The organism is Bacillus testis (genome assembly GCF_001243895.1).
GTDB lineage: Bacteria > Bacillota > Bacilli > Bacillales > DSM-1321 > Bacillus_AD > Bacillus_AD testis.
Window position 1 is genome coordinate 2,109,757 of record NZ_LN851186.1, and the last position, 21,766, is coordinate 2,131,522.

General features: G+C 40.5%; 20 protein-coding genes and 1 pseudogene. 6 read left to right on the forward strand and 15 right to left on the reverse strand.

Features of this window, described 5'->3' with window-relative positions; translation table 11 throughout:
- Positions 1-172 precede the first annotated feature (172 nt).
- Positions 173-1,147 (forward strand): formimidoylglutamase, encoded by a 975-nt coding sequence (hutG, locus tag BN1765_RS10705; protein WP_050615120.1) that lies wholly within the window; start codon positions 173-175, stop codon positions 1,145-1,147.
- Positions 1,148-1,188: 41 nt separating this feature from the next.
- Here the strand turns inward: hutG and BN1765_RS10710 are convergent, their stop codons facing one another.
- The 9 genes from BN1765_RS10710 to BN1765_RS10750 all read right to left on the reverse strand — a co-directional run bounded on the left by BN1765_RS10710 (position 1,189) and on the right by BN1765_RS10750 (position 12,750).
- The gene (locus tag BN1765_RS10710) at positions 1,189-1,503 is read right to left on the reverse strand and encodes a thioredoxin family protein (RefSeq protein WP_050615121.1); all 315 of its coding nucleotides are present in this window, start codon (positions 1,501-1,503) and stop codon (positions 1,189-1,191) included.
- Between the two features lie 188 nt (positions 1,504-1,691).
- Entirely contained in the window at positions 1,692-2,720 is a 1,029-nt protein-coding gene (locus tag BN1765_RS10715) for an AI-2E family transporter (RefSeq protein WP_050615122.1), read from the reverse strand.
- Between the two features lie 328 nt (positions 2,721-3,048).
- Positions 3,049-4,803 (reverse strand): thiol reductant ABC exporter subunit CydC, encoded by a 1,755-nt coding sequence (gene cydC, locus BN1765_RS10720; RefSeq protein WP_050616744.1) that lies wholly within the window; start codon positions 4,801-4,803, stop codon positions 3,049-3,051.
- Positions 4,804-4,825: 22 nt separating this feature from the next.
- Positions 4,826-6,556: a thiol reductant ABC exporter subunit CydD gene (gene cydD / locus BN1765_RS10725; RefSeq protein ID WP_147554258.1), complete on the reverse strand. Its 1,731-nt coding sequence runs from the start codon at positions 6,554-6,556 to the stop codon at positions 4,826-4,828.
- The gene (cydB, locus tag BN1765_RS10730) at positions 6,556-7,572 is read right to left on the reverse strand and encodes a cytochrome d ubiquinol oxidase subunit II (RefSeq protein WP_050615124.1); all 1,017 of its coding nucleotides are present in this window, start codon (positions 7,570-7,572) and stop codon (positions 6,556-6,558) included. Before cydB ends, cydD begins: the two co-directional genes overlap by 1 nt.
- Positions 7,569-8,963, reverse strand: coding sequence for a cytochrome ubiquinol oxidase subunit I (locus BN1765_RS10735; protein ID WP_050615125.1), 1,395 nt, complete (start codon positions 8,961-8,963; stop codon positions 7,569-7,571). Before BN1765_RS10735 ends, cydB begins: the two co-directional genes overlap by 4 nt.
- A gap of 687 nt (positions 8,964-9,650) precedes the next feature.
- On the reverse strand, positions 9,651-10,898 hold the full coding sequence (locus BN1765_RS10740) for a glutamate-5-semialdehyde dehydrogenase (RefSeq protein ID WP_050615126.1): 1,248 nt from the start codon (positions 10,896-10,898) through the stop codon (positions 9,651-9,653).
- Positions 10,899-10,912: 14 nt separating this feature from the next.
- Complete coding sequence (gene proB, locus BN1765_RS10745) at positions 10,913-12,010, reverse strand: glutamate 5-kinase (RefSeq protein WP_050615127.1); 1,098 nt, start codon at positions 12,008-12,010, stop codon at positions 10,913-10,915.
- 344 nt (positions 12,011-12,354) lie between these two features.
- Entirely contained in the window at positions 12,355-12,750 is a 396-nt protein-coding gene (locus BN1765_RS10750) for a MarR family winged helix-turn-helix transcriptional regulator (protein ID WP_050616745.1), read from the reverse strand.
- 225 nt (positions 12,751-12,975) lie between these two features.
- Between BN1765_RS10750 and BN1765_RS10755 the strand changes: the two genes are divergently transcribed.
- The 3 genes from BN1765_RS10755 to coaA all read left to right on the forward strand — a co-directional run bounded on the left by BN1765_RS10755 (position 12,976) and on the right by coaA (position 15,112).
- The gene (locus BN1765_RS10755) at positions 12,976-13,347 is read left to right on the forward strand and encodes a CidA/LrgA family protein (RefSeq protein WP_230199581.1); all 372 of its coding nucleotides are present in this window, start codon (positions 12,976-12,978) and stop codon (positions 13,345-13,347) included.
- Complete coding sequence (locus tag BN1765_RS10760; protein WP_050615129.1) at positions 13,344-14,033, forward strand: LrgB family protein; 690 nt, start codon at positions 13,344-13,346, stop codon at positions 14,031-14,033. The genes BN1765_RS10755 and BN1765_RS10760 overlap by 4 nt, the downstream gene beginning before the upstream one ends.
- Positions 14,034-14,188: 155 nt before the next feature.
- Positions 14,189-15,112, forward strand: coding sequence for a type I pantothenate kinase (gene coaA, locus BN1765_RS10765; RefSeq protein ID WP_050615130.1), 924 nt, complete (start codon positions 14,189-14,191; stop codon positions 15,110-15,112).
- Between the two features lie 237 nt (positions 15,113-15,349).
- On the opposite strand, the gene BN1765_RS10770 is transcribed toward coaA, so the two are convergent.
- Together BN1765_RS10770 and BN1765_RS10775 are read right to left on the reverse strand one after the other, a co-directional pair.
- A complete protein-coding gene (locus tag BN1765_RS10770; RefSeq protein WP_050615131.1) occupies positions 15,350-15,664 on the reverse strand; it encodes a hypothetical protein in 315 nt (104 codons plus the stop codon).
- Between the two features lie 178 nt (positions 15,665-15,842).
- Complete coding sequence (locus tag BN1765_RS10775; protein ID WP_050615132.1) at positions 15,843-16,904, reverse strand: threonine aldolase family protein; 1,062 nt, start codon at positions 16,902-16,904, stop codon at positions 15,843-15,845.
- A 166-nt stretch (positions 16,905-17,070) separates the two neighbouring features.
- Here BN1765_RS10775 and BN1765_RS10780 point away from each other — a divergent pair, with 166 nt between their 5' ends.
- Complete coding sequence (locus tag BN1765_RS10780; RefSeq protein ID WP_050615133.1) at positions 17,071-17,367, forward strand: hypothetical protein; 297 nt, start codon at positions 17,071-17,073, stop codon at positions 17,365-17,367.
- 33 nt (positions 17,368-17,400) lie between these two features.
- Positions 17,401-18,222 carry an MBL fold metallo-hydrolase gene (locus BN1765_RS10785; protein WP_050615134.1) on the forward strand — a complete coding sequence of 274 codons (822 nt, stop codon included), beginning with the start codon at positions 17,401-17,403 and terminating at the stop codon, positions 18,220-18,222.
- Between the two features lie 350 nt (positions 18,223-18,572).
- On the opposite strand, the gene BN1765_RS20760 is transcribed toward BN1765_RS10785, so the two are convergent.
- The 4 genes and pseudogenes from BN1765_RS20760 to BN1765_RS10805 form a co-directional block, all read right to left on the reverse strand.
- Entirely contained in the window at positions 18,573-19,385 is an 813-nt protein-coding gene (locus BN1765_RS20760; protein ID WP_452082112.1) for a methyl-accepting chemotaxis protein, read from the reverse strand.
- Positions 19,383-19,853 (reverse strand): annotated as a pseudogene (locus BN1765_RS20765) (protoglobin domain-containing protein); the annotation flags it as partial. The pseudogene BN1765_RS20765 and the gene BN1765_RS20760, both read right to left, overlap by 3 nt.
- A 151-nt stretch (positions 19,854-20,004) precedes the next feature.
- Positions 20,005-20,886 carry a radical SAM/SPASM domain-containing protein gene (locus tag BN1765_RS10800; RefSeq protein WP_050615137.1) on the reverse strand — a complete coding sequence of 294 codons (882 nt, stop codon included), beginning with the start codon at positions 20,884-20,886 and terminating at the stop codon, positions 20,005-20,007.
- 286 nt (positions 20,887-21,172) lie between these two features.
- Positions 21,173-21,727: a DUF4358 domain-containing protein gene (locus BN1765_RS10805; protein WP_050615138.1), complete on the reverse strand. Its 555-nt coding sequence runs from the start codon at positions 21,725-21,727 to the stop codon at positions 21,173-21,175.
- Positions 21,728-21,766 lie beyond the last annotated feature (39 nt).

Genomic DNA, 21,766 nt, shown 5'->3' on the forward strand with positions numbered 1-21,766 from the left:
CTTAGTTTTTGATCTTTTAATGATCCATTCACCAGAATAAATCATAGTTCAACTATACCATTAATATATATTCAAAAAAAACCTTAAAATGAAACTGTTTGCCTTACAACTGCCCTACCTTTTTGTTAAAAATCATAAATTTGCTCTGACTTTCAGAGATTGGAGGATGGTTATGTATAAGAAACCGGAAATGGCTAGTTGGACAGGAAGGGTTGACGATGGATTAGATCCTGCTGCTTTTCGCTACCACCAGCGCATTCGTTTCATCGAGAAATCGGTGGACGACTCGGAATATACAAAAACCTTTTGCTTAGTAGGATTCGAATGCGATGAAGGTGTCAGGCTAAATCACGGCAAAGCAGGTGCGGCGATTGCCCCCTTATACATCAAACAAGCATTGGCTAAGCTGCCTTGCCATTTTGGGCAAGATATAGGGATCGTCGATGCAGGTTCTATCGCCTGTCTGAATGGCCAGCTTGAAGAAGCACAAAAAGAACTCGCTGTTTTCTGTTCATCCATATACAGCAAGAAGTGCATTCCTGTTATAATTGGCGGCGGCCATGAAACAGTCTTCGGCCATTACCTGGCAGTAAGGAACGCAATAGGGCCTGATGAATCTTTGGGCATCATTAATTTGGACGCCCATTTTGACCTAAGGCCTTATCATAATGGACCTTCATCCGGGACGATGTTCAATCAAATACTGGATCAAGATCCTAACTGCAGCTATATGGCGATTGGTATCCAAAAACATGGAAATACGCCTTCTTTGTTTCACAGTGCTAAAGAAGCAGGCTGCACGTATATACTAGAGGAAGAGATTGCCCATCATGATGGTTTAGCTTCCTGTTTAGAGAAAATGACAGAGTTCAGCTCAAAGCATACATACGTGATTCTGACTATATGCATGGATGTGTTGAATGCCTCGTCTGCGCCTGGAGTAAGTGCACCTTCGCCTTTTGGCCTTAGCCCTTACACGCTCAGGGCGCTAGTCAAGCACGCAGTAGGTTTTACGAATTGCTGCAGTTTTGATATATGTGAAGTGAATCCACAGACAGACGAATCAAATCGGACGGTGCAATTGGCAGCTTATATACTGGCTGAAGGCTTAACTTCTTTCAAAGGGCACGGCTTTAGTGGAATGTAGCGCAATAAAAAGCGGCATGACTGACCATGCCGCTTTTTATCTTACAGATTAGACAAGAACTCTTGGACCGCTTCCGGCGTTTTGGCATTAGCACTGTGAAGATGGGCCAGTTTGTCGCCATTCTTGAAAACAAGCAACGATGGGATGCCCATAACATTTTGTTCTTCGGATATGTCCGGAAATTCATCACGATCGATTGTGAACCATTGTTTATCGCTATTCGTAGAAACAATGTCATCTATAAACATATCCAGCCGTTTGCAATCAGGGCACCAAGTAGTCGTAAATATGCCAACCGTTAAGTTGTCGCTGTTAACTAGATTATTGTATTCTTCTTTTGATTGTATTTTTTTCATAACAGTACCTCATTTAATGGATTTTTAAATGTATGTAGTTGTTTCCTAAAAAAGGATACATCTTTTAAGAGCTATTATACAGGAATCCTGTTCATCCAGTCCATTATTACGATGTATTTGGCAAGCGATTGCCGTGATTCATCAGCTGTGCGCATGTTTGCACCAAAAAAGCCCTCCAAACAGGAGAGCTATTTTTCAATAGGCGTAGTCGGATCTTCATCCGGGAGTTCCATCATATCCACAACAAAAATAAAGATCGGTATTCCGATAATCAATCCCCAGATGCCAAAGAAATGCTCAGATAATAATAAAACAGCCAAGGTAAAGAAGGTCGGCAGATTTGTTTTCACACTCATGAACTTTGGATTCAATATATACGCTTCCAGTCCATGGATTAACAACACCATGACGACCACTGCAATAACGGTTGTCATGCCATTGAGATTATAGGCGATCATGCTTAATGGGATCAATGAAACAACGACACCGGCAACCGGTATAAGTCCAAGAAAGAAAATCATGATTCCCAGACCAATCAGCTGCGGAAAGCCCAGTAACGATAGAACAATCGTTGAAATGACAGCATTCGTTATGGCAATCAAAAATTGGACTTCAATCACCTTGCCGAACGAGTTGATGAATTTTTTGCCGAAGTGTTCCAAATTGATAAAAAACCAACTGAAATTGCCATGTTTGAATCGTGACGTAAAAGCAATGATTTTCTTTTTCTCCAACAAGAGAAATAAGCTAAGAATGATTCCGAGCAAAGCCTGCAGAGCAATCGCTCCGATTCCAGAAACATACAGATAAATCTTATTGATATTGCTTTGTATGTTCAATGGCAGACTATTGATCGAATTAATCAAGAACCGTATCACTCCACTGTCTGGCGGGTGTTGATAAAAATGGACAATCTGGGTGATCAATTCTGTCAATTGGATGGTGATAACCGGCAAATATTTATACAGGACATACGCCAGTGCAGCAACAAACGCCAAATAAATAACGGATAGGATCAATTTGGGATTGATTTTGACGAAGCGGTCTGTAAAATGGGAAATGATCGTTTGCAATCTTCCCATTAAAAAAGCAAAAATAAAGGTAAACAACAGTAAATTAATTAAATTCCCGATGCTGTAAAGAAAAAGAATTAAAACAACGAGTGTCATAATTCGTGAAAAAGTCTTTGTACGGAAAAAAGCAATCAGTTCCGACATGTAAGCAATCGTTCTCCTCTCTAAATACCCAATTAGTCTAAAATAAATATCTTATGTAAATGTATATTCTCCCTCGGAAAAGAGTATGCCATTGGCCTGGCTTTCTCTGCCGAAAGTTCATTTTACCTTATCTTTTTCATTAAAACATTAATATTCGGAAAAATAAATATCTATAGAACGGTTTAAAAAAGTATTTCTTTTCCTTCCTTTATTCTTTCACTCCATTTTCTTTATTACAACGAAACGATACTGTCTTTTTTCATTCTTTCCCAAAGAAATATTCTTAACACATGAAAAACCCTGAACGCAAGCGTCCAAGGCTTTCTATTCATCCATTCCATTTAATCGGGCAATCTAGCTGGTATAGATGTTTATACCGTTCATTCGATTGGAGAAGTGCTTGATGTGTGCCCTCCATTTTAATGGAACCTTCTTCAACAAATAAGATGCGGTCCATTTGTTCCACGCCAACCAAATGATGGGTGATCCATATTAATGTTTTCCCTTGCAGAACGGCAAAAATAGTATTTAGCAGATTGCGCTCCGTAATGGCATCCAAGCCCACTGTCGGTTCATCAAGAATAACAATCGGATTATCCTGCAGCAGTATTCTGGCAAGGGCAATCCTTTGCCGTTCCCCTCCTGAAAAACGGGCCCCCAGCTCCCTCATGCGCGTATCGTAACCATCGGGAAGCGAACTGATATAATCATGCATACCTACTTGTTTGGCAGCTAAAATGACATCTTCATCGCTTGCAGCGGGGTTGCCCAGGCGTATATTGTTCATAACAGACGAATCGAACAAATGGGGCTTTTGCTGCAAGACTGAAATAAATCGTGGCAATTCTTTCTCTATTTCAACGACATTCACATCATTGATCGTAACGGTTCCTTTAGCCGGCTTCAATATACCAAGCATTAGTTTTGCCAATGTTGTTTTACCTGCCCCGCTGCGGCCCAGAATGGCTATTTTCTCCCCGCTAGCAAACGTCACATTTACATCCTTGAGGACTGTTGCCGTCAAAGCATCACCATATGAAAAGGTGACATCCCTAAAAGATATTTCATAGGAGTCACTTTCCTCCAGGAGGCGCATTTGGACATCCATTTCGGGTTGATCTGTTTGTTTGGCCGTTTGTTCGATTGCATCAAGACGGGAAAGAGAGTTTTCGTATCCAGGCAATTGGCTGATGCTTTCTGGAATAGGAGCGAATGCTTCTGTCACCGGAAATACCACCAATATGAATGCAGTAATCCAAACATGCGTAAATACGCCGTCGGCCGCACTATTAGCAGCGAAAATCACCATGCTGATGATAACGATGCCAACCACTAGCTGGAAGAGAAAATTACGATAGGCATTGAATCGGTCGATTTTATCCTCCAATTCATCCTGGGCATGCTCTTCTTCTTCGTAGCTTGCCAGGAAATCTGCCTGTCTTCCGCTTATTCTCCAATCGGCAATGCCCATCACAGCATCGCCTAACGTATTATACAGTGCATTTTTTGCCTGTTTAGCCTGAGCTTGTCTTTTACGGGTAATCAAAAGAGAAACGAGCGGAAACAGAACAACCAAAACAAATAGCAATAATAGCATCAGCAATGCAAATGGAATTGAGAAGAAGCCTAAGGCAATCACAGAAATAACATATAAAATAACTGCGACGACGCTTGGGAAAATACTTCTCAAGTAGAGATCTTGCAAATGCTCCAGATCATCCGCCAGTACGCCCAATAAATCTCCGGTTGTAAACCGCGAAGAAAATGTAAGCGCTTGGGATTCCAGCTTCTGGTACAGGCGTACACGCATGGAAGAAAGAATGCGCAAAACCAAATTGTGGCTGGAAAGACGATCAAGGTATCTGAACACCGGCCGGAAAATACCGAAAGTCCTTACAAGCACAATCGGCACATAGACAAGGAGAATATTATCAGGCCTTGTCGCCGATTTCGAAATCAGATAGCCGGATGAAAACATTAACGAACCTGCGCATATGAAAGTTCCGGTAGCCAGAATGAGGACTAGGGCAAGCAATTTCTTATTTTGCTGTATATAAGGCCTAACCCAAGAATGTTGTAAAATCGTTTTAAAAGGGTTATTTTTCTTATCCATTCTGCACCTCTGTTCCTTGCATCTGAGCTTGTGTTAATGCATAATAATGTCCTTTACGCTCTAATAACTGTTCATGTGTGCCTATTTCGACAATCTTGCCAAGCTCCAAGACGATAATTTGATCCATTTCCATCATCCAGTGCAACCGATGGGTAGCGAAAAATACCAAACGGTCCTTAAATAAAGGGCTCATCTGCCTCTTTAACTCCGCTTCTGTCTCAATATCCAAATGAGCAGTAGGTTCGTCGAACAAAAGGATCCGGCGGTTGCTGTCAAGGAAGGCGCGTGCCAGCGCGATCCGTTGTTGTTGTCCTCCGCTAAGGCTTCTGCCGCTCTCGCCTATCTGTTCGTCCAGTCCTTTTTCAAGCGATTGAATGAACTCCGCCAGGCCAGCTCGCTTGCAGGCCGATTCAATATCTTCCCTTGTGGCGTTTTTCGTATAAAACGAAATATTATTCGCAATTGTATCATTGAAAATATAAGGATGCTGAGGGATATACAGAATCTGCTTCTGCCAGTCCACTAACGAAAAATCAGGCACATGAACATCATTGATTTGAATATCTGCCTCATTTGGTTGGATGAAACCAGCCAATATATTCACCAAAGTGGATTTTCCCGCACCACTTGCCCCAATGATCCCTATTTTACTGAAACCTTTGCAAGAAAATGATAGATCTGTTAACGACTCATGTTCTTCATATTGAAAGGTCAATGAATCGACTTCCAAGCGGGAAGAATGGCCCCATTGAGTAATAGATGTATCCTCATCGACTTTACTTGCTGGAAGGCTGATTATTTTATTGATTGCTTTAAGTGCATTTTTGCCATCCAATGTTGCGTGATAATCATTGCCGAAGTCGCGGATCGGCACAAAAAATTCAGGAGCTAGAATCAGGATGGTTAATGCCGGCAATAAGACGATCTCGCCCCCCAACAAACCTAATCCTAAGAATAAAGCTACAATTGCCACGCCTAGGCTTGAAAAGAAATCTAAAGCAAACGTGGACAGGAATGCATATTTCAGAGTGCCCATTGTCGATTTGCGGTACTGTTCACTCACTTGGCGAATGTTGCGGTCATAGCGTTTGCTTAGGCCCAGCAAGCGAAGTGTTTCCAATCCCCGCAAGGAGTCCACGAAATGGTTTGAGAGCGTTTGATACGATTCATATTGCTTATCTGCTTTTCTTTGAGCTGCGTATCCGAGTATGGCCATGAAGAAAATTAAGGTAGGCAAGACAAGAATTAGAATGACTGAGGAGCGTATATCTAAGGTCAGCGTATAAGCTGCAATCATGAGAGGAATGAGCGCCATATTGATGACTTTTGGAAGAAAGAGCTTTATGTACGTTTCCAATTGTGAAATTCCCTCAAGCGCCATAGTGACCAGGTTTCCCGTTCCTTCTGTTTCTGTTGCGTTCGGCCCTAGATTGAACAGCTTAGCCGTAAAAGACTGACGGATAGCTGACCCGGATTTCACCGAGAAAGATTGCATATAACGGTCCCTCAATAAAGCAAGCAATTGTCGAAGTAGAAAGAAAACTATAAATAAAAGGATGGGAAGAAACTGTTGTGACAGCTTCTCCCCATTGAATAAACCAGTGATTGCCTGAGCAAGATACTTCGCTTGCAAGATGATGGCGGCTCCCGAGCAGAGAGCCAATACCGTCAACAGGACCATCGTTGATTTAAAACCTTTTAATGATAATAAAGATTTATCCATCATTTAGAACTCACCGTTTCTTTATCGCTAATACGTTTTCTGAAAACATAATAGCTCCAAATTTGATAGCCAAGCACAAATGGCAGCAAGGTGAAAGCAATCTTAGTCATCAGCGACAATGTATAATGGCCGCTGGCTGCATTTGTGATCGTCAGATTGAACGCAGGGTCAATAGAAGAAATCATTACCCTCGGGAACAAACCGACGAACAGCATGGCAACTGTTGCAATGATTGTTAAGCCTGTCATAGCAAACGCCCAGCCTTCTTTTCGTTTTTGGGAGAAAATAAAGCCAAGCACGGCAGAAAGAACAATCACAACCAGGAATACTGGTGTAGCTACAGGGCGTACATCAAACAAATCTGTTTGGAAATATGTAAGCACTGCAAAAATCACTAACCCGGCAAACAAGAGAATATAGACTTTGTTCAACAATGAAATAGCACGTTCGCGCAGGCTGCCTTCCGTCCGCAATCCAACAAATGTCAAACCGTGCACCAAAGACAAGAGAACTACTGCCAGGCCGCCGACTACAGAATATACATTGACATAATCAGTGAAGCCGCCGTATAAAGTCATTGTTTCGTCGATTGGCATTCCTTTTACAAGGCTTGTGAACAATACGCCCAGTAAGAATGGAGCTAGCACACTTCCTATGAAAACAAGCCACTGCCATACATTTCTCCATTTCGTACTTAAGGCATGGTGTGTATATTCTATACCCACGCCCCTTGCAATCAATGCCAGCAAAAAGAAAACAAATGGAATATAGTAACCGCTAAACATGGTTGCATACCAATGAGGGAAGGCTGCAAACAGCGCTCCTCCGGCAGTGATTAGCCAAACCTCGTTGGCATCCCAAAATGGTCCAATCGTGTTGATCAATTGTTCTCTTTCTTTTTCATTGCGCCCTAGGATACGTGTCAGCATCCCTACGCCAAAATCAAACCCTTCCAGGAAGAAGAAACCAACGAATAAAACCGCGACAAGGATAAACCAAAGTTCATTTAAAGTCATAGGTTAAAGGCCTCCTTATCCAATAAGTCAACATCCGCTTTCTTATCCGGTCCATCATAAGGTCCTTTTTTGGCAACGCGGATTGTCATATACACCATAATGATGCCAAGGATCAAATATGATCCGCAGAAAGCAATGATAGAAAACAGGAGATTTCCAGCTGTTACGTTAGGAGAAACGGACTGTGCAGTAGTGAACAATCCAAATACTGTCCATGGCTGGCGTCCGATTTCTGTCATGATCCATCCTGCTGTGTTGGCGATGAAAGGCAGTGCCACTGAAGCCACTAAGACTTTTAAAAGCCATGGTTTTGCTTCCAATGTTCTTTTACGCATGAAATATAGAGATGCTAATGAAAGGACAACCATTAAACCGCCAAATCCGGCCATGATACGGAAACTCCAGAAGACAGTCTCTACATGTGGGATATAATCCACGCCTTCTCCATATAATTTTTCATATGTTTTTTGTATCGTCTTCATACCTTCCACTGATCCGTGCAGTGAATCGTATGCAAGAATGCTTAATGCAAAAGGAATATCGATGCTCCATTTGTTTTTCATTTCATCTGCATCAATATTGGCAATCAATGACCATGCTGCAGGGTCGCCGCTGTCTTCCCATAACGCTTCACTCGCAGCCATTTTCATTGGTTGTGCTGACATAAGATGTTGTGCCTGCATATGACCGCTGAATGCGATTAGTATTCCACTAATCAAAGAAATAATCATTGAAATTTTAAATGAGCGGCGGAAAAAGTCCAAATTGCGTTTTTTCAATAAGTTATATGCTGAAATACCGCCGACGACAAATGCACCTGTTGCCAACGCACCGAAAACAGTGTGCGGGAATTCAACCAATAATTGCGGATTCGTTAGCAAGGCCATAAAATCATTCAATACAGGTTTTCCATCAACGATCTCAATGCCGACAGGTTGTTGCATGAATGAGTTTGCTGCCAAAATCCATAGCGCTGATAAAATAGTGCCGAGTGCAACCAGCCATGCGGATAAAGCAATAACCCATTTAGGCAATTTGTCGCGTCCGAAAATCCAAACGCCGATGAAGGTAGATTCCATAAAGAATGCTAATAGACCTTCGATTGCCAGTGGTGCTCCGAAGACATCCCCGACAAAGCGTGAGTATTCTGACCAGTTCATACCGAATTGGAATTCCTGCAGGATACCGGTTACAACCCCGATTGCAAAGGATAACAGGAATATTTTTCCCCAGAACTTTGCCATATCAAGGTACACTTGCTTTTTCTTCACCACATACAATGTTTCCATAATGGCGACTAAGAAAATCAAGCCGATGGAAAGTGGAACAAAGAAAAAGTGAAAAATAGTTGTAGCTGCGTATTGAAAACGAGCTAAATCAAGAATTTCCATGATGTTTCCCCCTCAATCATTCAGTACAATCGGATAAGTCACTACACTAAACGATGGTGCTCATTTCTTCACATATGACCATTTACTATAATACCCATCTAACTATACGTCCGGAATCACACCAAGGTTTCCAATGTGAAAATCTTATTAACTAGGCGCACTACTATTTCCGCTATTTATAATAGATATACATTTTCTGACGTTTGGTTCGATTCCGATACGGATATTCTATTGCTTTTCTTTTATAATATCTACCGTATTTATTTTTTGTAAGATAATAGACACAATTTCAAAAAGTGCCTTTTGGCCTAAAGATCGCTCGAAGGTTTGATAAATAAGGATTTAACTTTACATAAATTGTGTCAGCTTAACAAAACTTTCTAATAAAAATGGCTGCATTTACTACATTATTAATTATGTCGATATAGTGAACAAACACTAGTAATGAACAATTCTCTATTAAAAACAGCAACTTCCAGAAAGAACCAACCGTAAACAAATGGCGCAACGCAAAATGTTTGAAGAATTGAATACCCTCCCTCATAAGCCTATGGGATAGCGGACTCCTCATAAGAAAAAGGCCTTCCCGAATAGTACAGAGAAGGTCCTGTTATGAATGCATTAACCAGCATTCAATATCTATTAAGTTAGCAAATGTTTTTTTGCATTAGATAAAACGACACTTGCTCACTGGCGTAACTGGCCATTTCCTTTGATGAGAAATTTGGATGATGTCAATGCCGGCAGACCCATTGGCCCTCTTGCATGCAATTTTTGGGTAGATATGCCGATTTCGGCGCCGTAACCGAACTCAAACCCATCGGTAAACCTAGTCGATGCGTTATGATAAACGGCTGCTGCATCCACCAGTTGTTGGAACAGCGCTGCATGGTCGGCGTTTTCTGTTACTATGCATTCGGAATGTTTAGTTCCATATTTGTTGATATGCTCAATGGCTTCCAAATGATGATCCACGACTTTCGCAGAAAGTGCCTTGTCTAAATATTCGCATCCCCAATCTTCTTCGGTAGCATTGTATACATCGTTTCTGCAAGCGCCGATGATAGAATCAGCAAAGACTTTCACATTTGCATCATGAAATGCATCAAACAACTCCTGGCCAAATTGCTCGAACCAGCCTTTATGGATCAATACAGTTTCTATACTATTGCAGACACTTGGGCGTTGGACTTTTGCATTAAGGGCAATCGAAATGGCCATTTGAGGATCCGCACTTTCATCTATATAAAGATGGCAATTGCCCGCTCCTGTTTCAAGCACTGGAACAGATGCTTCCCGGAGTACAGTCTGGATTAGATTTTTCCCGCCCCTTGGAATCAATACATCCAGATATTGATTGCAGTGAAATAATTCTTTAACCGCCTCTCTGCTATTATTATGGAGCAGTTGGACAGCATCCAGTGGAAGATTTGTATGAGCCAAGGCTTTATGGATGCAAGCAACAAGTGCTGCATTTGAATGGAAAGCGGATGAACTACCCTTTAAAAGGATGCTGTTGCCTGTCTTCAAAGCTAAAGAAGCGGCATCAATCGTCACATTCGGGCGTGCTTCATAAATCATTCCGATCACACCTAGAGGAACCCTTACTTTTTCGATTAGAAGGCCGTTTTCTTTCTTAATAGTTTCCATCACCTCTCCTACAGGGTCTTTCAGCCCTGCCAATAATTCAAGCGCTTCTGCCATTGTCTCGATTCGCTCATCATTAAGAAGAATACGGTCCAGAACGGATTCACTTAACCCTGCCGATTTTCCTTGCTGCAGATCCTTTTGATTTTCCGTTTTTATTTTTTCTTTGTTTATTCGGAGCTGTTCAGCCATTTCCACAAGAGCCCGGTTTTTCTGTTCCGTAGAAAGAGTCTGCATGACCATGCTTGCTTTTTTAGCCAAAAATCCTTTTTCCATTATTTCTGTCATTGTATTTCCCTCCATTATTGGGTTTGAACCCATTGATTTCTGTGTATCACTTCTGATATTTCGATGGTGGTATCGGTCATCATTCGAAGTTTTCGATCGATTGCCATCTGAAGTTCCTCGGAGGAATAAAGAACCTCGCCTTTGCCCAGAATGCCGCTTTTGCCGTATACCTCAACAACGTCTCCCTTGCTGAAGGAACCATCAAGCGCCTGAATGCCTGCGGGAAGAAGGCTGCTGCCTTTATGAAGAAGAGCCTGTTCCGCACCTGCATCCACATAAATTTTCCCAGAGATAGGCGAATGAAGGGCAATCCATTGTTTGGTGGTGTTGATACTCTCCACCTCTTTGCCAATATAGGTTCCGTCGCCCTTCCCTTCGACAATGTCCAAGAATTTCATTGGTCCGCTGCCGTTTCCGATAAAGACTTTTACGCCTAAGGCTAACGCTGTCTTCGCCGCCAATAACTTCGACTTCATTCCTCCGGTGCCGACCGAACTTCCGGAACCACCGGCAAGGGCAATCATTTCATCGCTGATCTCGTCAATGTAATCCACTCTCTTGGCTTGCGGATCTTTTCGCGGATTGGCGGTATAAAAACCGTTGATATCTGTCATGATCATCAGTTGGTGGCCGTGGACCATCCCACTTACCAATGCCGAAAGCATATCATTGTCGCCGAAAGTCAATTCAGCGACCGAAACGGTGTCATTCTCATTGATGATTGGCATTATTCCTCGGGCAAGGAGTTCACTGATGGCCGCATACGCATTTCGGTACCGCGCTTTATCGGCGAAATCATCCCTTGTCAGCAGTATTTGCGCAGGCAGTATGCCAAAGGGCTGCAGGTGCTCCCGGTATGTTTGTATTAATAAACTTTGCCCGACAGCAGCTGCTGCCTGTTTGCCTTTTAGCGTTACCGGCCTGGATGGATATCCAAGCTGCTTGAAGCCGGCCGCAACCGCTCCAGAAGAAACAAGGACTATTTCATGCCCCTTTTGTCTAAGCATCGCAATAGCTTGGATATGGTCGCTGAATTTCTGTTGGTCGATTTCGCCCTTTGCATTGGTTAAAGAGCTGCTGCCAATCTTGATGATGATTCTTTTTTTATCCACTTTTTGTACCTCCTACTTCGCTTAACGACGTATAGAATAAAAAAAACAGCGCCAATCATCCTTATGAAAGGACGAAAAGCACTGTTCCCGTGGTACCACCTTACTTGAATTCCCTCTATTCGAAAGAATCCCGCTTAACTGATAACGCTCAGGTATGCGCCCGGTTATTAATCGGGACTGTGAAGGCAGGTTCAGCGGCAGCCTCGCCAAGGAGTCTTTCAGCTGGTAAACTCCATTCTCTGTTTGGCAATCTGTTCCGCGTACTATTCCTTACGTAACGTTCATTATTGTTTTTTAATAGTATGCATAGTATTTCCTGTTATGTCAATAACCAAATCATTCTCTTACAGATCAAAAAAAGCTTGGTTCATCCTTTCTAATAGGCAGCCGAAGCTTTGTCTTTCCTCAGGGGACCAATCGGAAACGATTTGGCTGTATCTCTCCATACGCAACGCCCGGTCTTTCCGCAATGTTTTTTCGCCTAGCGGTGTCAGTTGGAAAACGCTCACTCGCTTATCCGTCTTGCTGGTTTGTCTGTCTATGAATTGCTTTTTTTCCAATACAGCTACCTGTCTGCTTATGGTCGAAAGATCGAGGCGAAATGCAGCTGCCATTCCTTTCACTTGATCGGGGCCATGTTCATCCAGATGCCTCATCAATAAATAGCTTGATCGTTCAAGCAATCCTATTTTTTTCTCTGTTTGATCGACATACATGGCCCGTCTGATGAAGGTTGTCATTTGATATTCGATTCTCTCAACATCTTTTATTTTTTGGTGTAGCTGTTCCAATAGTAGGACTCCTTTTTATTAACTCTTCTGGTGAAAGCGCTACAGCACTTTTCTTTTGACATATAATCTGCTACTTGTATAATACAACCATATAGTTGCACGATACAAGTAATTTTCGGAAAAATACTAAAGAAGGTGAATTGCCGCTTTTGAAAAAAGCGCATAGTAAATATGATGATCAAAACTATTTTTCAAGTTTGTATATTAATTATTTTTTCTGCCGTTGGTTCATTTTTGCATAATACCATACATATCCCCATACCCGGCAGCATCTTAGGGTTGTTGTTATTATTCGTAGCTCTATCATTCAATATACTTCCATCACGGTTTGTGGACCAAGGCGCTAATTTTTTAATAGCGTTCTTCCCGCTTTTGTTTGTTCCCGTGTTCATAGGTGTCATGAATTATTCGTCTCTCTTGTCTCTCAAAGGAATATTATTGCTTATTTTAATAATTGTCAGCACAGCGATCACCATGGTCTTGGCAGGCTCTGCCAGCCAAATAATTGAAAGATTCCAGCATAAAAAGGAAGTTGAACACCTATGACCATTCTTTTGGCTATCTTATTCATTGCGGCAACAGTTCTCGTTTTCCTGTTGTGCAAAAAAATCTATTTTCGATACACCATTCCGCTTCTATTGCCTATTTTGACAACCACATTCATATTGGTTTTATTATTGGTTTTATTCCATATTCCGTATAAAACATACATGATTGGCGGCCAATATATTAATATGATGCTTGGGCCAGCTGTGGTATCCTTGGCTTTTCCTTTATATAAACAGCGTAAAACGATTGCCAAGTATATGGTTCCCATCATAGGCGGGGTAGTGACTGGTGTGGTCGGCGGGATGTTGAGCGGCATTTTGCTTGGGCATGCAGCCGGCTTGACAAGAAATCTGCTTGTTTCGATTATGCCAAAATCATTGACAACGCCTGTAGCTGTCCAGGTTGCTACTTCACTGGGAGGCGTACCGGCCATGACGGCACTCTTTGTTATGATCGCCGGATTGTCCGGAGCTATATTCGGGCCATATATTTTACGGTTTTTCCGCATAGAAAGCTTGCTTGGAAAAGGAATTGCACTCGGCAGCGCATCACATGCACTTGGGACAACCAAAGCGGCAGAATACGGTGAACTGCCTTTTTCGATGAGTTCAGTCGCCATGACACTAAGTGCTATTATGGGTTCGATCATTGGTCCTGTCCTCATTTGGATGATGCAGATTTAATAGAAAAAAGAATAAGATTTTGCTGTATTTAGCAAAGGAGGGATATGATCATTTTTCTTAATGAAAAAATTTTCATATCCCTTTTCCTTCTTTTTCATTATAATAGTGTGGATGGCTAATATTCAGAAACTTGCAGAATTGAGGTGAGGGAAGCGATGAGCTCTTATTCTCCCTATCACATTTTTGACCGTAATAATTGGAAAACACTGCGCAACCATACCCCGCTTCGGCTTACAGAGTCAGAGCTTGAAGAGTTAAAAGGCGTAAATGAAAACATTTCGATCAAAGAAGTAGAAGATGTTTATTTGCCGCTAACCCGGTTGATTAACTTACAAGTCCAAGCTTCACAACAATTACATAAAGCAACATTTTCTTTTTTGGACCAGCCACCCAAAAAAGTACCATATATAATAGGGATTGCCGGCAGTGTTGCAGTGGGCAAAAGCACGATAGCCCGTTTGCTTCAGACATTGCTGTCACGGTGGGCGAACCACCCCCATGTTGAATTAATCACAACGGATGGATTCTTATACAATAATGCGATATTGGAAGAAAAAGGACTAATGAATCGAAAAGGGTTTCCGGAAAGCTATGATACCGAAAAAATGATTGATTTTATCTCGGACATCAAAGCCGGCAAGATGAAAACGGAAGCACCTATATACTCCCATTTGGAATATGATATCCTCCCTGAAGAAAAGCAAGTAATATCTAATCCTGATATCTTAATCGTGGAAGGGATTAATGTACTGCAGGTAAATAAAAATGATACCATTTTCATGAGTGACTTCTTTGATTTCTCTCTTTATATCGATGCAAATGAAAAGGATATCGAACAATGGTATATTGAACGTTTTTGCACATTGCAGCAAACAGCCTTCAAAAATCCAGCATCGTATTTCCACCGTTATACCAGCTTATCAAAAGAAAGCGCTATCAAGCGTGCTATGCAATTTTGGTCTGAAATCAATGCAATCAATCTCCATGAGAATATCCTGCCAACCAGGGGCAGAGCTAATGTGATTCTTCAAAAAGGGGCAGATCACAGCGTAGAACATGTTTATTTAAGAAAGCTATAATAGGATTCTATAAGGATCAGACATCTATTGTCTGATCCTTATTTTTTCTATTCTCTATCCTGCAAAAATGTCTAAGAGAGATCTCCTTCTTACATTATAGAATGGGTTACTAGTATAGAGGTGAAAATCGAGGTATGTGTGTTTATGTTTAGGCAAATAAAAGATGGATTGCTTGTATGGGCCTGGATTAAAAAAGAGATTAAACCTGCAAGATGCATGTTCAATCTCTTTACCACTTTAATTGGTTTTTGATTCCTCGAAAAGGATCACTTTGTTGTTGTCTGAGTGGCTACGAGGTTTTGAAGACAAAGTTTGTACACGGATTTGTGCCAACAACAGGTCTAATTGGGCAATCACCAATTCAAGGTCGTCCGAAAGAGCCCCTTCTTTTAAGGTTCTATGGATTTCATCCCAGACTTTTTCATTTTCTTCTTTAGTTAAAGTCGCATCCTTGACAATATACTCTTTGATTTCTAATTCTGTCGCCTCAATAGCTTTTACTAAATTTTGATACTGATATACTTTCTCCACAAACTCTTTATGTACTAACATTGTTTCCACCTCTCCAAAAACGTTATATTTGTATAATTAATTGTACACGAATATTGTTTGATTGAATATTTGTAATAATTTCTATTATGCTTCAACGAAAGGATTAATATTGTTAATACTGATTTCTTTTTAAAAAAGTCCATGCAAAAAGGCCTCCACTTATGTTGGAGGCCTATCTTTATACCAATACTGATGAGTCGGTAATATTTATTTCTTTTCGAATCGCTTTGAGCGTTTCTAAAAAAGCATCCACTTGTTTCACATCTGTAGCCCAAGAAGTGATTAAACGAACCGCCGAATGTGTGTCATCTATTTTTTCCCACACATAGAACAGGAATTGTTCCTGTAGTTTTTCTATATACGCATGAGGCAGAATCGGAAATACCTGGTTTGTGGTAGAATGGGCAAGAAAGGAAAAACCTTGTTCTTCTATGCCTTTCTGAAGCCGTTCAGCCATCGCATTAGCATGTTCAGCCAGATCATACATAAGATGATTGCTGAATAATTCACTGAATTGGATGCCCAACAAACGGGATTTCGCGAGCATGGCCCCTTTTTGTTTCATATTCATTCTGAACCCTTGTTTTAGATCCTTATGACAGATGACCAATGCTTCTCCAAACATGGCGCCGCTTTTTGTGCCGCCTATATAGAAAGCATCTACCATTGATGCCAATTCGGATATTGTAACATCATTGTCTTTTGCACTGAGCGCTGATGCCAGACGGGCACCGTCTACATATAGATACAGTCCGTGTTCTGTGCAATAATCTCGTAGCGACTTAAGTTCTTGCTTGCTGTATATGGTACCAATCTCTGTCGGATTGGAAATATAGATTAATTTTGGCTCAACCGTATGTTCATCCGTCAATTGAGCGACGACCGGATGAATGGCATCACAAGTTAGTTTTCCCTCCGTACCGGGGACCGTAATGACTTTATGGCCTGTTGCTTCAATCGCACCAGCTTCATTGACAAAGATATGTCCCGTTTCGGCAGCAATTACAGCTTCCCAAGGTTTAAGAAATGCTGAAATGGCGGTAAGGTTTGTCTGTGTCCCTCCCATTAATAGATGAACATCCGCATCCGGTTTGTTCATTTGCTCACGTATCAACCGCACGGCACGCTCCGTGAAAGAATCGTATCCATAGCCCTCTTCTTGCAGCATATTGGTTTCCATTAATTTTTGAAGAATGGCTGGGTGGGCTCCTTCACTATAATCATTTTTAAAACTGTACATATTTCCATTACCTCCGCCTGCTGAATACACCTGAAGAATGATAAGGTATATTAATAATAACAGTAATATTATACACCAATACAAGGTGGGACCAAATTATTTAATATGTCCATACAAGGTTTTGTATAATAGATGAATGAACAAATAGCAGGACGGAGAGATGTACATGTCGAATATCGAAAAAGAAAAACAAATTATAGCCGCATACCAACAAGAGGAATCTAAAATGGTGCTTCTGTTCGCTCAATGGTGCATTAATAATGATGTAAATCCGATGGAATTATACAGCAAGGCGTATCCTGGACAGGGCCAAAATAAGCTATTGACGGATATATTGCCGTTGACTGTACCAAAAGAAGAAGCATATCACATTTCTAGCCAGCTTTTGCTGGACGTTCTTGCTTCGTATGGAAACGATGACCTGGCTTTTGTCATCCAAGAGTATCTTATGAAGAAGAAGTAAGAAAATAGGATAGAAAGTGAGGAGGAAAAAGAAATGAAAATCGTCTATCAGGATCAAATATGCACTGTTTTTCAAAGCGAGTTATATGCAACAACGAGTACAATTGTTCAGACTTCTACAGCTATTATTATAGCTGACCCTAATTGGCTGCCATCTGAAGTTGCAACCATTGTAGAATATGTGGAAGAGATACGTAATGGACGATCTCTATATCTTCTTTTTACACATAGCGATTTTGATCATATTATAGGCTTTGGAGCCTTCCCTGATGCACAAGTAATTGCGAGTAAGGAATTGGCTGACCATCCTGATAAAGAGACTATTCTGGAGCAGGTAAACCTATTTGATCAAAAGTACTATTGTGCCCGATCCTATCAACATGCCTACCCTGTTGTAGATTATCCCATACAGAACGATCAAGAGACTCTTTCAATCGGTGATATGAATCTCACTTTTTATAAAGCTCCGGGCCACACAAATGATGGTCTTATTACAATAATAGAACCTCAAGGTATCTGTATTGCCGGCGATTATTTCTCTGATGTAGAATTTCCTTTTATCTATGATGACAGCAGACATTACGAAAACACATTGAAAAAACTCACAGAAATAGGAACATACCACACGCTTCGCCTGCTGATTCCCGGCCATGGAAATCCGGCGCTGGAACAAGTTGATATGCTCACTCGCCAAAAAGTAGGACTAGTATATATCCAACAAGTTAGAGATTTGATTAAAACCGGACAAACAGAAGATTCATCGTTGGAATTGATCAAGCACTATCCCTATCATAAAGGCCAAATAGAATCACATGACCAGAATATCAAGCAAATCGCTAAAGAGCTTGGGTATTAGTGGTAATGGGAGTTCAGTGGAAGTTACAGAAAAGTGAAAATTATCCTTTTATTGTTTGAGTGGTTTTGATAGTGTTAATGTGTTTTGTTGTTTTAATTATTATTGATAATTTGGAACATAGTTGTTTTAGAATTATAGAACATTCTCATTATACTCTTCACTTCCTGGATTTTTGCGATTCATGTCCAGAAATGCCGCTTTTTCTCTGTGCAAAATAAAAATAAAGAAGGAAAAACATATATAAATGCCTGTTTTTCCTTCTTTATTTTGCTTGCAAAAGTTCTCTTCAGTGGCGAGAATACAATCTAATTTTGTCATTTTGTGCGATTACCCGGAAAATTATTCCTTTATTACCCATGCATGGCCACGGTTAAACGATCCGCAGATCCTGCTACTTCCACAAATGCTTCCCCTAGCTCATGCACGACATTCACAAAGGAATTGATTTCGCTCTCAATGCTGGAATTGTGTGTCTTTGTTTCATCAACGGTTTGAAGGATTTCCTCGAATTGCTTAGTTGCCTGAATCATATTTTGATATCCTTGATCTGCTTCTGAGCTAATGTTTTGCAAAGAATTGCTCAGCTTGTGTACATGTGTATTGATATTGGCGATTAAATCAGAAACCGTAGATACAGATTGCTTTGTTTCTTCCGATAGTTTCCTTACCTCTCCAGCCACGACGGAAAAGCCGTTTCCATATTCTCCAGCCCTTGCTGCTTCGATAGCAGCATTCAGTGAAAGGAGGTTGGTTTGATCAGCAATTGCTGTTACTAAACCGACAATCCCTTTCATTTCCTTCAAAATGAATAAAAGCTGTTCAATATCTTGCTTAATATTGCCAGTCAGTTTTTCTATGTTCGCCATATTTTTATGGTGCTGGCTCAATTGCAATTTTCCTTCCTGGGCTTTCGTTTCTGCAAGGCTCGACAAGTCTGTGCCGGACTTGGCATAAGCAGAAATGGCTTCCGATTGTGCCTGTAGTTGCTGAAAGGCAGCGTTTGTTTCTTCGGAAATGCCTGCCAGATGATCTGCCGTATCCATTACTTGTTTCGTTATTGCTCTTTTCTTCTCTTCTTCCAGGGACTTAATTCTCAAGCTTTCCGCATCATAAGCCTCAAGGACAAGCTGCTGTTCCAGGTTAATGATTTTGGCAACAGCCATTATGTAGTTAATGACAGCCTGATGATCTTCAACCTGTTCATTAATGATTCGCACTATACCGCTGAATAAATGTTGAAAAGCACTTAGATACCATTTGGAATCTAAGCCGATTTTTACATGGATGTGGGCAATCCTAAATCGCTGCTCTATAAATTGTTCATCTATGATTCCTGAAAACATTTCTATGATGTGCTTACTCAGTGTCTTTTTTAGTCTACCCACAGTACTATGCTGATCAATGATTGCAACTAATGTTGGCTCATGCTCTAAATTCTTATAGAAACAATTAATCAATTCAGAAATCGATGATTGGATAAAAGGCTGGATTTGATGCAAATAAGATAAATCCTGAGGTTGAAGATCAATCATTTTAATTTGATTGATGAAGTCACTATTCTCAGGAAGTGATATTTTCCCTTGATAATCCCTTTGCGTTTGTGCAGGCTGTTCTTTTTTTCGCTTGAACATTATGTTATTTCCCCCTGGATTATACTTTCAATTGAGATATGCTGGCAAATCTTATGTAAATTATACCATTACAATAGGGTTAAAGTCATAATCCATAAGTCACAAAAAAGAGCTATTTCATATTTATATGGAATAACTCTTTTGAAACTACTTATTTTTTATGTCTTTTGGCGTACCCGCATCTTTTACAAAGATCCTCTACTGCACAGCGCCGTGAAAAGCCATCATACATATTTCTTGCGCGTTCTCCTGATAAAATGTCTTCCAGCGGAGATTCAAAAATATTGCCAAGCCCGATATGGCCCTCGCTATCCAGACAGCACGGCACCACCGTTCCGTCCACAAGGATGCCGATTTGGTCGCGCAATGCATAGCAGAAGATATTTTCATCAATCACATCGCGATCCATATCCGGCCATTCGAATTTTTCAGCCATATTCAGGTACACACGATCTTTCAGTTTAATATTATTCGTATGCTGAAGCTGTTCACTGAGACGGATATCAAGCCCCAACTTCTCTTCAAGCATACTTAATATATCGTCATTCAATTCATTGCATGCCTTCAATTCAGCGGTATCCATATTCCAAAGCCGTATTGCCGAGATGACATTTGTTGTAGCTTGGGCTTCATTGATAAAATCGGCAATATCGGATATATAAGTATCCAAGTCTTTATGAAATTCATTTGCTTCAAAACTATGAAGCGAGATATTCACCTGGCGCAACGCTTTTTTTGATAATAGCCGTTCTTTTACTTTAGCGATAATCGTACCATTCGTGGTTATGTTGACTTTCAACCCATTTTCCGCTGAAATATCAAGAAAGTCACCGATATTCTTGTTGAGGAAAGGTTCTCCCATTAAATGGAAATAAACATGGTCCGTATATTCTTTCACTTCGTTTATAATATGGGTGAAATGCTCGTGGTCCATTAGCTTTCTTGTTCTCATCAGCGTTGCACTAGGGCAAAAATTACATTTCAAATTACATATATTTGTGATTTCTACATACACTTTTTTAAATTTTTTCATTTTCATTACCCCTAGCATACCTTCTCTTGTTTTTGTCCCGACTATTTACTATACTCATGGACAACGTAAGAAATCAACTATATTTTAATTACAAGCGAAACAATCATCGCTTGTAAGAGCTTTTTGGCTAATGAAAATGATCGTAGTAAAAAATTAAAAAGCCAACAGTGTACTGTTGACTTTTTCTGTTAATTTCACATCTGTATTGCTTCAAAAGCTTAACCGTTAGCGGCTATCTCTTCTTACATTTTAATAAAAAACAGACACTAAATCCGATCCTATCATCCTATTGCTTATCTTTAAAAGCCTTATTGAAGATCTTAATGATTTTAGCAGGTTTTTCATATGTAACGTAAATCAGGAATTTCCCTTTCACCTCAATACGGTTCTTTTTAACCTTTTTGTATTGAGCGATTTGATCACCAGACCAGATATCCATTTGACTTTCTTTTTCCTTTTCTAAGACTTTCTCCAATGTGTCTGCCATATGTTGATGCTTGGCTTTCAAAATAATAATTTCGTCCGAGATATTGTTTCCTTGAGGCACTAAAGCCAAGCCTTCAACGATTTCATCCTTGTTCAGCTTTAATTTTTCCCTGAACTGGCTTCCATGCTGATTATTTCCCTCTTTATCAACCAAGTCTATTAGCTGATAACCTTTGAGTTCACCGTTTACTTTGTACTCTTGATCTATTCCTTTCGCTTTCATATCCTTGGCTATTTGCATGTTGATGTCATTCATTATGTCTTTTACTGTTATTTCATCATTATTATGGCTTGTTCCACATCCACTCAATAGAGCGATTACAGCAAAAAAATAAATCACATATCTTTTTTTCATGGTGTGACTTTCCTCCCGTGTATCTTCATGTTGTTAGTA